13 protein-coding genes are annotated in these 13,571 nt (G+C 55.4%); 3 read left to right on the forward strand and 10 right to left on the reverse strand.

Features of this window, described 5'->3' with window-relative positions:
* Nucleotides 1–89 precede the first annotated feature (89 nt).
* The 3 genes from glpX to glpF all read right to left on the reverse strand — a co-directional run bounded on the left by glpX (nt 90) and on the right by glpF (nt 3,667).
* Nucleotides 90–1,100, reverse strand: coding sequence for a class II fructose-bisphosphatase (gene glpX, locus OGY07_RS01610; protein WP_286598287.1), 1,011 nt, complete (start codon nt 1,098–1,100; stop codon nt 90–92).
* 191 nt (nt 1,101–1,291) lie between these two features.
* Complete coding sequence (gene glpK, locus OGY07_RS01615) at nt 1,292–2,800, reverse strand: glycerol kinase GlpK (RefSeq protein WP_042292577.1); 1,509 nt, start codon at nt 2,798–2,800, stop codon at nt 1,292–1,294.
* 21 nt (nt 2,801–2,821) lie between these two features.
* Nucleotides 2,822–3,667, reverse strand: a complete 846-nt coding sequence (gene glpF / locus OGY07_RS01620; protein ID WP_042292580.1) for a glycerol uptake facilitator protein GlpF — start codon at nt 3,665–3,667, stop codon at nt 2,822–2,824.
* A 399-nt stretch (nt 3,668–4,066) separates the two neighbouring features.
* On the opposite strand from glpF, the gene zapB reads away from it, so the two are divergent.
* From zapB to OGY07_RS01635, 3 genes are read left to right on the forward strand one after another with little or no spacing between them, the layout of a single operon-like run.
* A complete protein-coding gene (gene zapB / locus OGY07_RS01625; protein ID WP_148365448.1) occupies nt 4,067–4,312 on the forward strand; it encodes a septal ring assembly protein ZapB in 246 nt (81 codons plus the stop codon).
* Nucleotides 4,313–4,340: 28 nt separating this feature from the next.
* Nucleotides 4,341–5,072 carry a hypothetical protein gene (locus tag OGY07_RS01630; protein ID WP_286598291.1) on the forward strand — a complete coding sequence of 244 codons (732 nt, stop codon included), beginning with the start codon at nt 4,341–4,343 and terminating at the stop codon, nt 5,070–5,072.
* On the forward strand, nt 5,069–5,464 hold the full coding sequence (locus OGY07_RS01635; protein ID WP_286598293.1) for a hypothetical protein: 396 nt from the start codon (nt 5,069–5,071) through the stop codon (nt 5,462–5,464). Before OGY07_RS01630 ends, OGY07_RS01635 begins: the two co-directional genes overlap by 4 nt.
* Nucleotides 5,465–5,500: 36 nt before the next feature.
* Here OGY07_RS01635 and rraA read toward each other — a convergent pair whose 3' ends face one another.
* From rraA to priA, 7 genes are all read right to left on the reverse strand, one after another.
* Complete coding sequence (gene rraA / locus OGY07_RS01640) at nt 5,501–5,986, reverse strand: ribonuclease E activity regulator RraA (RefSeq protein WP_181822225.1); 486 nt, start codon at nt 5,984–5,986, stop codon at nt 5,501–5,503.
* Between the two features lie 92 nt (nt 5,987–6,078).
* A complete protein-coding gene (menA, locus tag OGY07_RS01645) occupies nt 6,079–7,005 on the reverse strand; it encodes a 1,4-dihydroxy-2-naphthoate polyprenyltransferase (RefSeq protein WP_042292589.1) in 927 nt (308 codons plus the stop codon).
* A 66-nt stretch (nt 7,006–7,071) separates the two neighbouring features.
* On the reverse strand, nt 7,072–8,403 hold the full coding sequence (gene hslU, locus OGY07_RS01650) for an ATP-dependent protease ATPase subunit HslU (RefSeq protein WP_042292592.1): 1,332 nt from the start codon (nt 8,401–8,403) through the stop codon (nt 7,072–7,074).
* Nucleotides 8,404–8,412: 9 nt separating this feature from the next.
* Entirely contained in the window at nt 8,413–8,943 is a 531-nt protein-coding gene (gene hslV / locus OGY07_RS01655) for an ATP-dependent protease subunit HslV (RefSeq protein ID WP_042292596.1), read from the reverse strand.
* A 91-nt stretch (nt 8,944–9,034) separates the two neighbouring features.
* Nucleotides 9,035–10,018 (reverse strand): cell division protein FtsN, encoded by a 984-nt coding sequence (gene ftsN / locus OGY07_RS01660; protein WP_286598297.1) that lies wholly within the window; start codon nt 10,016–10,018, stop codon nt 9,035–9,037.
* Between the two features lie 86 nt (nt 10,019–10,104).
* A complete protein-coding gene (cytR, locus tag OGY07_RS01665) occupies nt 10,105–11,130 on the reverse strand; it encodes a DNA-binding transcriptional regulator CytR (RefSeq protein WP_060571005.1) in 1,026 nt (341 codons plus the stop codon).
* A 156-nt stretch (nt 11,131–11,286) separates the two neighbouring features.
* The gene (gene priA / locus OGY07_RS01670) at nt 11,287–13,485 is read right to left on the reverse strand and encodes a primosomal protein N' (RefSeq protein ID WP_286598298.1); all 2,199 of its coding nucleotides are present in this window, start codon (nt 13,483–13,485) and stop codon (nt 11,287–11,289) included.
* Nucleotides 13,486–13,571 lie beyond the last annotated feature (86 nt).

Raw genomic sequence — 13,571 nt, forward strand, 5'->3', positions numbered from 1 at the left:
TCCTGTTCTGATCTCGTCCCTTTATCTTCGTTCCTTGGCCGCAAGATTTCCAGCCCGGATGGGCTGGAAGGCTCGAACGAACAAATCAATTACAGGATATGCGCCTGCACGTCCGGGTCTTTGCGATCCAGATAGTGAATGGACTGGATACGGCGGATGGTGCGGGACTTTCCGCGAATCAACAGCGTTTCGGTGGTGGCGATGTTGCCTTTGCGGCTAATCCCTTCCAGCAGATCGCCTTTGGTGATGCCGGTGGCGGAGAAAATCACGTTGTCGCTACGCGCCATTTCGTCCAGACGCAGCACTTTTCCCGCGTCGATCCCCATCGCTTTACAGCGTGCCAGCTCTTGTTCGCCAATGCGGCGGTTATCTTCGCTGTCGCCTTTGACGTCATGACGCGCCAGCAGACGACCCTGCATATCGCCATCCAGCGCACGGATCACCGCCGCGGAGACCACGCCTTCCGGCGCGCCGCCAATGCCATACAGCACGTCGACTTCGCTGTCAGGCATACAGGTCAGAATGGAGGCTGCTACGTCGCCGTCAGGAATGGCGAATACGCGCACGCCGAGGGTTTGCATCTGCGCAATCACATTATCGTGACGCGGCTTCGCCAGAATGGTTACCGTTAAATCACACAGCGGCTTGCCAAGCGCGGCGGCGATGTTGCGCAGGTTGTCCGCCAGCGGAAGATTCAGGTCGATAGCGCCTTTCGCGCCCGGTCCGACGATGAGCTTTTCCATATACATATCCGGCGCGTTCAGGAAGCTCCCCTTATCGCCGACTGCCAGCACCGCCAGCGCGTTGGGCTGGCCCATCGCCGTCATACGCGTGCCTTCGATTGGATCGACAGCGATATCCACCGCATCGCCGTGGCCGGTTCCCACGTTTTCGCCGATGTAGAGCATTGGCGCTTCATCGATCTCGCCTTCACCAATCACAATGGTGCCGTCAATATTGACCTGATTAAGCATAATGCGCATCGCGTTTACCGCCGCGCCGTCTGCGGTGTTTTTGTCACCGCGTCCCAACCATTTGTAGCCAGCCAGCGCCGCCGCTTCGGTTACGCGGGAAAATTCGATGGCAAGTTCTCGTCTCATAGCAAACTCGTAGCAGAAAGGGATGGCGCGCAGTGTAGCACAGGGGAAGGGGCCTGATTATTGATGTGTGTGCGGGGTTGCCCCCGCATAAAGATTTTTCCGGATGGCGACGCTAACGTGTCCCATCCAGCCGGGATCCTGCCAGTCGTGGTAGGCCGGATAAGGCGAAGCCTCGATCCGGCATTCCACAATCACTCGTCGTGTTCTTCCCACGCCAGCGCGCGTTTCACCGCTTTTTTCCAGCCGCTGTAACGGTAGTTACGCTCGGTAGTTTCAATGCCAGGGCGGAATTCACGCTCAATGACCGCTTTTTCCTGTAGCTCATCGAGGTTCTGCCAGTAGCCAACCGCCAGACCCGCAAGGTACGCCGCCCCCAGCGCGGTGACTTCACGCACTTCCGGGCGCTCGACGCGTGTACCGAGAATGTCCGACTGGAACTGCATCAGGAAGTTATTAGCGACCGCGCCGCCGTCAACACGCAGAGCGTGTAGGCGAATACCGGAGTCTGCCTGCATTGCCTCCAGCACATCACGGGTCTGATAAGCGATCGATTCCAGCGTCGCGCGGATGATGTGGTTGGAATTCACCCCACGGGTCAGGCCGAAGATCGCGCCACGGGCATACGGGTCCCAGTAGGGTGCGCCGAGGCCAGTAAACGCCGGCACCACATACACGCCGTTAGTGTCCTTCACTTTGGTGGCAAAATATTCAGAGTCGAAGGCGTCGCTGATCAACTTCATTTCATCACGCAGCCACTGGATAGACGCACCGGCCATAAACACCGCACCTTCCAGCGCGTAGTTCACTTCGCCGGTCGGGCCACAGGCGATGGTGGTCAAAAGTCCGTTTTCGGACTTAACTGCTTTCTCGCCGGTATTCATCAGCATAAAGCAGCCGGTGCCGTAGGTATTCTTCGCCATCCCTTCTTTAACGCACAGTTGGCCGAACAGTGCCGCCTGCTGGTCACCGGCGATACCGGCGATAGGAATACGCGTGCCGCCTTTACCGCCAATATTGGTCTGGCCGTACACTTCAGAAGAACGGCGCACTTCCGGCAGCATCGCGCGCGGAATATCCAGCGCATCCAGCATCTTGTCGTCCCAGTCCAGGGTGTGGATGTTGAACAGCATGGTGCGCGAGGCGTTGGTGTAATCCGTCACGTGTACGCGTCCCTGGGTCATTTTCCAGATAAGCCAGGTGTCCACTGTACCGAACAACAATTCGCCCCGACGCGCGCGCTCGCGTGAGCCTTCAACATGGTCGAGGATCCACTTCACTTTGGTGCCGGAGAAGTAAGGGTCAATCACCAGACCGGTGGTGCTACGGACATACTCTTCCATGCCGTCGCGTTTTAAGTGCTCGCAAATGTCGGCGGTACGACGACACTGCCAGACGATGGCGTTATAGATCGGCTTGCCGGTCTCACGCTCCCAGACAATGGTGGTCTCACGCTGGTTGGTGATACCGATCGCTGCAATTTGATCGGAACTGATGTCTGCTTTCGCCAGGACTTCCACCAGCGTAGAGCTTTGCGTCGCCCAGATTTCCATCGGGTCGTGCTCTACCCAGCCTGCTTTCGGGTAGATCTGCTCAAATTCGCGTTGGGAAACGCTCACGATATTCGCATCGTGATCCATCACAACGGCGCGGGAGCTGGTGGTGCCCTGGTCGAGCGCAACGATATACTTTTTGTCAGTCATAATTTTTGTCCCGTAGTCACATTACAGCGAAGCTTTTTGTTGTGTAGCGGCCGTGGTTTCCTTCTCTTCCACGACACAGGTATCGCACGGCAAATGGCGGCCAATCAGCTTGCGATAGGCAAACGCGCCCAGAATAGCGCCGACGATGGGGCCGAACAGCGGCACCAGGAAGTAAGGAATATCTTTGCCGCCGGTGAAGGCCACGTTACCCCAACCGGCCAGCCAGGCGAACGCTTTCGGACCGATGTCACGCGCCGGGTTCATTGCAAAGCCGGTCAGTGGCCCCATTGATGCGCCGATAACCGCAATCAGCAAGCCAATCAGCAGCGGCGCCAGCGGGCCGCGAGGAACACCGTTACCGTCGTCGGTCAGCGCCAGGATAAGCCCCATCAGAATAGCGGTAATCACCATTTCAACCGCGAAGGCCTGCACAAAATTGATATGTGGATTGGGATATGTCGAGAAAGTGCCAGCCAGATCAACACTTTCAACGCTGCCGCGTACGATGTGGTGCGTCAGCTCATAGTCCGCGAAAAGATTGTAATAAAGCCCGTAAACTAACGCCGCTGCGCAAAACGCGCCGGCAAACTGAGAAATAATAAAAGGAACAACTTTACGCTTGTCGAAACAAGCAAACAGCCATAACGCAATGGTGACTGCCGGATTCAGGTGCGCGCCAGACACGCCTGCGGTCAGGTAGATAGCCATCGCTACCCCCAGCCCCCAGATGACGCTGATTTCCCACTGTCCAAAAGACGCTCCGGCGACTTTTAGCGCAGCGACACACCCCACACCGAAGAAAATCAACAACCCGGTACCGAGGAATTCAGCAATGCACTGGCCTTTTAAGGTTGATGTTTGACTCATAATCGGATCCTGAAGAGATTAGTGTTTATTGTAAGCGAGGAGGTCACTGACGTCCGCGATGCCCTGTAGGCATACTGTTAATTTATCGTTAACGAGCAAAAACGAGAAATATCGAAATTAAAATGTGTGTGCTCCGTCAATAAAATGAGCGTTATCGCGCCATAAAGCGCGTTTTGCAATACATAAGAACTGTGAGCAGAATCATTTCTTTAACCAATGTGTTAACACTTTGGAGTTATAGGGCGAATGTCACCAGGAGAAGGATGAAAAGTGTGGCAAACCGCAATCTGCGCGGGATGCTGCTGGACAGGGGCGGCGGGGCTTCATACAATCGGGCACTATAGATTATGCGATATTGTGCGCGTATGCGTGAAGCGTCGCCTTGCAATTCAGGAGAGTATGACCATGTCTTTAGAAGTGTTTGAGAAACTGGAAGCAAAAGTACAGCAGGCGATTGATACCATCACTTTGCTGCAGATGGAAATCGAAGAGCTGAAAGAAAAGAATAACTCGCTGGCGCAGGAAGTGCAGTCTGCACAGCACAGCCGTGAAGAGCTGGAGCGCGAGAACCATTCTCTGAAAGAGCAGCAGAGCGGCTGGCAGGATCGGTTGCAGGCCCTGCTGGGGCGCATGGAAGAGGTTTAATTCCGAATTCGTACAAAAGGCATCCTTAATGGATGCTTTTTTGTTATGGGAGAATATGATCGCTCAACATAGTGTTCTCAAGGAATGCGAGATGACAAAACGAAGCGATATTATCGATAATTCTGATAGATACATAACTCGTAATTCTCGCTACGGCCTTATCTATACAGAAAATTTGGGATGGATTGATTTAGGGCACGCAAACCCTGCTGGCGCTGAGCGTTTGTGGCAGCAAATGATAATGCCAGGCGGGGGTGATAGTGATTGGTTTGATGTTCATTATCACCAGAGCATGTCGAAAAAAATCACTGGATTACAAACCACTACAGGAATATACAGTCATTACCAGGTTCGAAGGGGTTTAAGCGATCGGATGTTAAAAGGTGTGGCTTTATCCATTTTTATGTACACATCCCACCAGTTTGAATCGCTACAAGATTTTTGGCCCTACGTTCTCATCACGGACAGTGGATACAGTGCAGAAGATTTAGTCTCTAATCTTTTCGGATTTTGCCAGGCCGTTGATTATGCCGATTACACGCCCTTTCTGGATATATGTAGTAAAGAGAAAGCGTATCGTATTTGGGATCACTATGGCCCAGTTGGTCAGTTTAAAAACAAGAGCGTGCTTCCGTTACTGTTTCCTGACCCCGTAGACCAAAAGGCGAAACACCAACCGGTATTAGGGCACCTACCGGTATTTATGAGTGCAATTGAGCCTGTCGCTGATCCCTTCTGTGTCAGGGAGATTCGCATTTGAAAAAATACAGAACCCCCATCATCACAACTTTACTTATTTCTGTTGCGCTGATCGTCTGCCTGATTGCCACGAGTCCTTTTACTGACGATGAGTATGATCAAAGCAATTTTATTAAATATTACCTGCTTACGCCGAAACCACTTATGGAAGCCCCCAGGGTCGCATCGAGTTGGTACTTTACGAATCAAACCGTTGAAGGGAGTGGTTTGCAGATCAGTACGCTCAATTTCACTGGCGTTCAGCGTAGTGAAATGCAGAGCCTGAGTGAAAAGTTACAGACTTATATCGATCATTATCCGAATCGACATGAAACGATGAGCATCGCTGTTGAAGAGAGAAATGGGATGTTCGAACTTCGTATCATCCATTACGATTTAGATGACGAGAAATAAAAGAAAGGCCATCCGAAATGAAGATGGCCTTTTTCTTTACTCGATGTCCAGCGGGTCTTCGGAAAGGATGATGCCGGTATTGTCGGCGTAGAGGTGGTCACCGGAGAAGAACGTCACGCCGCCGAAGTTGACGCGGACATCACTTTCGCCAATCCCTTCTCCTGCCGCGCCGACCGGAATCGCGGCAATCGCCTGGATACCGATATCCAGTTCTTCCAGGTCGTCTACCTGACGCACCGCGCCGTAGATCACCAGACCTTCCCATTCATTCTGTGCCGCCAGGCGCGCCAGTTCGGCGTCGACCAGCGCACGACGGACAGAACCGCCGCCGTCGACCAGCAGAACGCGACCACGGCCATTTTGTTCGAGCAGATCGTACAGCAACCCGTTGTCCTCGAAACATTTCACCGTGACGATTTGTCCGCCAAACGACGACCGTCCTCCAAAGTTAGAGAACAGCGGTTCCACGACGTTGACATCTTCTTGATAGATGTCACAAAGCTCGGAAGTATCGTATTTCATAGGCTTAACGTTCAGTTGCTGCGAGAATTTTTAGTATATCGCGCTAAGTGCACTGTTGGCAAAATCATCAATTGTTAATTGATATTTGTCAGTTATCTGCCCCACTGACTTAAGATAATCCCTACAATAAACAGCAGGTTAGTCAGCAATGCCGCTTTTACGGTGCGTTCCAGCATGGGACGCATGGCCGCCGGGTCCATCTGGCGCATGACGTAACGCGACTGTTTTACCAGCAGCGGCGCGGCCAGCAGGAACAGCCAGCCCCACGGACTTTGCAGGGAAAGCAGGTTGAACAGCGCCAGGCAGACCAGCGTTCCCATCAACAGACAGGCGTGATAACGGCGGGCGTTTACCGCGCCTAAGCGGACCACCAGCGTGTTTTTGCCGTTCTCGCGGTCGCTGTTGATATCACGCAGGTTATTGATGTTCAATACCGCCGTTGCCAGCAGGCCGCAGGCGGTCGCTGGCAAAATCAACGCCGGGATCAAGGTGTGCGCCTGCAGGTACCAGCTTCCCATCACGCTGAGCCAGCCGAAGAAAACCAGCACGGAAATATCACCCAGACCAATATAACCATACGGACGATTACCCACGGTGTAAGTGATGGCGGCGATAATCGACAGCCCGCCGAGCACGAGGAAACCGACAAAATCAGTCAGGGTATGGCAAGCCACAGCCACCAACGCCAGCCCTGACAGGCAAATGAGCGCCACGGTGATAATCAGCGCGCGTTTCATCTCCTGCTGGGTAATCACCCCTTTTTGCATTCCGCGCAGCGGCCCGATGCGGTCCGGCTTGTCGCTGCCTTTTACCGCGTCGCCATAGTCATTGGCAAGATTCGACAGGATTTGCAGCAGCCCGGCGGTAATTAACGCCAGCAAGGCCACCAGCGGATCGAAATATCCCTGCCACCACGCCAGCGTGGTGCCGACGATAATGGCCGCGAAGGCCAGCGGCAGGGTTTTGGGTCGTAAACTTTCCAGCCAGGCCTGAGTGCGGCTAATGTGTTGTTCAGTCATAGTTAGCGCCAATAAAAATGGGGCCTTTCAGCCCCATCAACAGTGATGAAAATGCATTGAACGCGATTATAAGATAAAACGGCTCAGATCTTCATCTGCGACCAGCGCATCCAGATGTTTGCTCACATAATCCGCATCAATTGTTATGCTTTGGCCATTCAAATCGCTCGCATCGTAGGAAATATCTTCCATCAGACGCTCCAGAACGGTGTGCAAACGACGGGCGCCGATGTTCTCGGTGGTTTCGTTCACCTGCCATGCGGCTTCGGCAATGCGCTTAATACCAGAATCGGTAAACTCAATGTTCACGCCTTCGGTCGCCATCAGCGCTTTGTACTGAACGGTAACGGAAGCGTTCGGTTCGGTCAGAATGCGTTCGAAGTCGCTGGTGGTCAGCGCCTGAAGCTCGACGCGAATCGGCAGACGACCCTGCAGCTCCGGGATCAGGTCAGACGGTTTCGCCACCTGGAATGCGCCAGACGCGATAAACAGAATGTGATCGGTTTTGACCATACCGTGTTTGGTGGAGACGGTGCAGCCTTCCACCAGCGGCAGCAGGTCACGCTGTACGCCTTCACGGGAGACGTCCGGACCAGACGATTCGCCGCGTTTACAGATTTTGTCGATCTCGTCGATAAACACGATCCCGTGCTGCTCCACGGCGTCGATGGCATCCTGCTTAAGCTCTTCCGGATTCACCAGCTTGGCCGCTTCTTCTTCGATCAACAGCTTCATCGCGTCTTTGATTTTCAGCTTACGCGGTTTTTGTTTCTGTCCGCCGAGGTTCTGGAACATTGACTGCAGCTGGCTGGTCATCTCTTCCATTCCCGGCGGCGCCATGATTTCAACGCCCATTGGCGCTGCGGCAAGGTCGATCTCGATTTCTTTATCGTCGAGTTGGCCTTCACGCAGTTTTTTACGGAATGCCTGGCGCGCCGCAGACGGCTCGGCCTGCTGTTCCGCCTGGCCCCAGTTGTTTTTTGCCGGCGGGATCAGCACGTCGAGAATGCGCTCTTCCGCCATCTCTTCCGCGCGGTAGCGGTTTTTTTCGATCGCCTGTACGCGCACCATTTTGACGGCGGCGTCGGTGAGATCGCGAATAATGGAGTCGACTTCTTTACCAACGTAGCCGACTTCGGTGAATTTGGTCGCTTCAACTTTGATGAACGGCGCGTTGGCCAGTTTCGCCAGACGACGGGCGATCTCGGTTTTACCGACGCCGGTCGGGCCAATCATCAGGATATTTTTAGGCGTCACTTCATGGCGCAGCTCTTCGTCGAGCTGCATACGGCGCCAGCGGTTACGCAGCGCAATCGCCACGGAGCGCTTGGCGTTATCCTGGCCGATGATGTGCTTGTTCAGTTCGCTGACGATTTCGCGTGGGGTCATTTCAGACATGGGAGATCCTTACGCTTTAGAGGTCAATTCTTCGATGGTGTGGAAGTGGTTGGTATAAATGCAGATATCGCCTGCAATATCCAACGCTTTTTCAGCAATGTCGCGAGCGCCGAGCTCGGTGTTTTCCAGCAGAGCGCGCGCCGCGGCCTGGGCGTAGGGACCGCCGGAGCCGATGGCAATCAGATCGTTTTCAGGCTGCACGACGTCGCCATTACCGGTGATGATGAGCGACGCGGTTTCATCGGCAACCGCCAGCAGCGCTTCGAGCTTGCGCAGCATGCGGTCGGTACGCCAGTCTTTCGCCAGCTCAACGGCGGCTTTGACCAGGTGACCCTGATGCATTTCCAGCTTGCGCTCAAACAGTTCGAACAGCGTGAATGCGTCCGCGGTGCCGCCCGCAAAGCCCGCAATGACTTTGTCATTGTACAGGCGGCGCACTTTCTTCACGTTGCCTTTCATTACGGTATTACCCAGCGTGGCCTGGCCATCGCCGGCGATAACTACATGGCCGTTACGGCGTACGCTTACTATTGTTGTCACGAGCAGACCCCTTGGTTACAAATGCAGAATACAAGCCCCGCACGGTGTACGGGGCATAATGCAACTATAGATGGGGGGGATTTTGGGGGTTTCAACCCCCGGCGGCGAGTCGAATGCAGTTTGTGTGGCCAGCCATCTTCAGACGGCTCAGGGTGCTGTCGGCATTTTCTTTGCCTTTCACCGGCCCGATAACCACGCGATTCCAGCCGTTGTTGGTGGTGATTTTGGAGTCAAAGCCTTCGAAAGCCAACTGGGCGCGCACGGTTTCCGCCTGTTCAGCGCCTTTAAAGGAACCGCATTGCACCATCCAGCGACGCTCGTCTTTTTTCTCAGCGGCAGGCTTAGGCGCATCTGGCGCACGGGAAATCGGCGCGGCCTGCTGCGTTTTAGGCTGCGAAGCGGCGGTATGCGCCGGTGTCTGCAACAGATCCTGATACGGCTGCTGGGACGCCGTTTGCTTCGGCTGCGAGGTTTGCTTCGGCTGCGAGGTTTGCTTCGGCGGCTGTTGTACCGGCGCTGACTGAGCCGTACGCGTTTGCGGCTGTGTCTGGGTTCGCGGCTGCTGTACCGGCTGCGTGTACTGCTGCTCAACCTGACGCTGTTGAGCCTGACGTTGCAGCGTTTGCTGGCGCTGTTCCGGCGTCTGCTCGTTCCACGGTACTTCGTTGAGCTGCGTAGGCTGCTGGCGCATATCTGCCTGCATCTGCGCCAGTAACTGTCGCTGTTCGTTGGTCAGTTGATCCGGTTTCATCACTTCACCGCCTGCGGACGGTTCCGTTGGCGCACGTACGCCAGGCTGGCGGCTTTCCAGCTCCTTGATGTAGCGCCAGCGCTCTTCCGGCTTCGGCGGCAGCCCGTTGCCCGTCACTTTCTGGCTCTGCAACGTTTCTGATTCTTCTTTTTTGTGATGCGTGATGAAGTACAGACCACCGATAAAGGCCACAAGGACGGCGGCGGCAATGGCGACCATTGCGGGCGATACCGCAGACGTGTTGCGTTGCTTTTTCCGTGAGGTGCTCTTTTTGCGCCGCGAAGGTGCCGGTTGGCCGCGACGTACATAATCTCGTTGTGCCACTATCGTTTCGCTGTATTTATTCGTTCGTCAGCCCGCCATGTTACTTAAGCGGCGGGCCTTTGACCAGACGCGGGTGTCTGAAAGGTTTACGTTAAGGCGCGAGTGGAGCCCCTGAGGATCAGTTCGCAGTCCATTAAACGCGAGCCGCTGCTCACATTTTGCCCCTGCATCTGATCGAGCAACAGCAGCATTGCTTCGCAGCCGATTTGGAAACGCGGCTGTGCGACCGTCGTCAGCGGCGGATCGCAAAATTCTGACAGGGCGATATTGTCGAAGCCAATGATCGACAGATCGTTTGGCACTTTCATTCCCTGGCGTTTGGCCCAGGAGAGCGCGCCTAACGCCATCACATCGCTATGGCAGAATACCGCCGTCGGCGGCTGCGGCAGCGCCATCAGCTGTTTTAACGCATTGCCCCCCGCTTCGTAAGTGAAGTCGCCACGGGCGATATAGTGCGGGTCGACGGTAATACCGCAGCGGCGCAACGCCTGCACATAACCCTGCAGGCGATAATGGCACAGCGGCATCTCTTCCGGCCCGGCAATACACCCGATGCGCTGATGCCCCAGCTCATGTAAATAATTCACGGCATCAAAGGCGGCGGTCAGGTTATCGATATGTACCGTAGGAAGCTCCAGCTCTGGGGCAAATTCGTTTGCCATCACCATCGGCGGCAGATTGCGCTGTTCTTCAATACTGGCGTCAAACGGCAGGCGCGAACCGAGCAGCAGCATCCCGTCGATTTGCTTGGTGATGATGAGGTTAACGAACGTTTTTTCCTGCTGGTTCTGATGCGCGCAGTCGCCAATGAGCACCAGATAGCCATGACTTGCGGCGGTGATCTCAATGCCACGGATGATCTCGCTAAAGAAGGGATCGCAAATATCCGGCACAATCACCAGGATCGTCCGTGATTCATTTCGTTTAACGTTGCGTCCCGCCGCCTGCGGTAAATAGCCCACTTCCATTGCGGCCTGTTCGACCCGGTTTCGGGTGGACTGGGAGACTTTTTCCGGGTTCATCAGCGCGCGGGACACGGTTGCCGTTGAGACTTTCGCCTTCTCGGCAACATCTTTCATTGTAGCGGCAACAACCTGCTTCTTCGGTTTCACTCTTTCTCCTCGCCAGGGTAATCCGGCGCAGCACTATCCCTGTTGAAATCACATCGAAAACATTTTTATCAGATAGCGAATGGAAACGGTTACAGAATTTTCATAAAAAGTGTGATGGGTGTTGAATTTTACGATCCGCCTCGCATCGTGAAGGCGTTATCCCTCGATCGGATCGACATCCAGCACCCATTTCACCTTGCGCGCGTCCGGCAGCGTGTTGATGAGCGCAAGGGTGCCGCTGACAATATGCTGCAGGCGAACCCGTGAAGGATGCTGCAATAAAATCTGCCAGCGATAGCGTCCGCCGCGCTTTGGCGTCAGCGCAGGAACCGGGCCTAGCACCCACAGTTTCTCGTCTGCCAGGGGGCTGGCCTGAATCAGATTGCGCAACTGCTGTAAAAACAGCGGGGCCAACTGATTGTTATGGTCTTCCGCCCGCACGATGACGTGGCTGGTCCACGGCGGCAATTGCATCGTCTGACGTTCCGCCAACGCTTGCTCGGCAAACGCGTCATAGCCCTTATGCAGCAGCGTCTGGAGCAGCGGATGTTCCGGATGATGGGTTTGCAACACCACTTCACCCTGTTTGCCTGCGCGCCCTGCGCGTCCGGACACCTGGGTATACAGTTGGGCAAACCGTTCAGCGGATCGGAAGTCTGCGGAAAACAGCGCGCCGTCCACGTCGAGCAAGGCGACCAGCGTGACGTCCGGGAAGTGATGGCCTTTTGCCAGCATTTGCGTGCCAATCAGGATCCGCGCGCCGCCGCGATGCACTTCCGCCAGATGTTGCTCCAGCGCGCCTTTGCGACTGGTTGTGTCGCGGTCGATACGGGAAATCGGCACCCCGGGGAAGAAGGGCGCCAGCGCCTGTTCAAGCTGCTCGGTGCCTAAACCGACCGGCACCATGTGTGTAGAGCCGCAGGTTGGGCACTGGCGCGGCACAGGGCGCTGGCTGTCGCAGTGATGGCAGCGCAGGTGATGCTGGGCCTGATGGAGGGTGTAGTAGTGATCGCAGCGCGGGCATTCGGCAATCCAGCCGCAGTCATGACATAGCAGCGCGGGTGCGAAACCCCGACGATTGAGGAACAGGATCACCTGGTTGTCTGCCTGCAAATGCTGGCGCATCCGGGCGATCAGCGCTGGCGCTAACCCGGCCTGTATCTGCTGGCCCTTTAAATCCAGCACATGCTGCGTGGCGGGGCGGGCATTTCCCGCACGCCGCGTCAGACGCAGCAGACGGTATTTTTTCTGTCGAACGTTACACAGCGTTTCCAGCGCGGGCGTAGCGGAACCGAGGATAATCGGAATGTGTTCGCTATGGGCGCGATAGACGGCCAGATCGCGCGCATGATAGCGCCAGCCTTCTTGCTGTTTATAGGAACTGTCGTGTTCCTCATCAATCACGATGACGCCCAGGTTTTTGAACGGCGTAAATAAAGAAGAGCGCGTACCGATTACAATCGCCGCCTCGCCGTTTTTCGCTTTCAGCCAGGCGGAAAGGCGTTCACTGTCGTTAAGACCGGAATGCAGCACTTCCACCGGCGCGTTGAAGCGTTCGCGAAAGCGGGCGATGGTCTGCGGCGTCAGGCCAATTTCCGGCACCATCACCAGCGCCTGCTTTCCCCGGGCGAGGACGTTTTCCAGCACGCTCAGGTAGACTTCTGTTTTACCGGAGCCGGTGACACCTGCCAGCAGCCAGGCGGAGAAACTGTCCGAGGCGCTATGAATTGCGCCTACGGCGGTGGCCTGTTCTGTGTTCAGACGCAAACGATCGCCGCAAACCGCGTAACCGGCGCGCCAGTCGCTAAAGCCCGGTGTTTCGCTTGCCAGTTCGCACAGACCTTTTTTACGTAGCGCCTGTAGCGCGGTGTCGTTAAATTCGAGGTCCGCCACCTGGTCGCGCCAGATTTTACCCTGCCGCAGCGCCGCCAGCGCCTGTTGCTGTTTGGGTGAACGCTTTAAGCTGTTGAGGTCGACCGCCTGACCGTCTTCGGTGGCGAACCAGTACCACATTGGCGTATTGGTTGCCGGTTTCCCCTGGCGCAGCAGAATGGGTAGGGCATGAAACAGCACATCGCCGATAGGATGATGATAGTAATCCGCCGCCCACATCAGCAGCCGCCAGACGGACGGCGAGAAAACCGGTTCGCCGTCCAGCACCTCAACCACCGCTTTGAGCTCATTCAGCGGCAGTTCGCTCTTGTCGCTGACCGACACGACGATCCCGACACGCTCCTGCTGCTTGCCAAACGGAACGCGCACGCGACACCCGGCTTTGACGTTCATCCCTTCCGGCAGAAGGTAGTCAAAGGTGCGGGGAAGCGGAACGGGTAAGGCAACGTGCGCAACGGGCATGACATCATCCTGACTTGAAATCTGGCGGGTTAGTATACACATTAGTTGCGGTGGACAAGTGAATCAGTTTGCATGAGCTGGCTAAT

This window comes from Citrobacter sp. Cs237 (assembly GCF_030332325.1).
Taxonomy (GTDB): domain Bacteria; phylum Pseudomonadota; class Gammaproteobacteria; order Enterobacterales; family Enterobacteriaceae; genus Citrobacter_A; species Citrobacter_A sedlakii.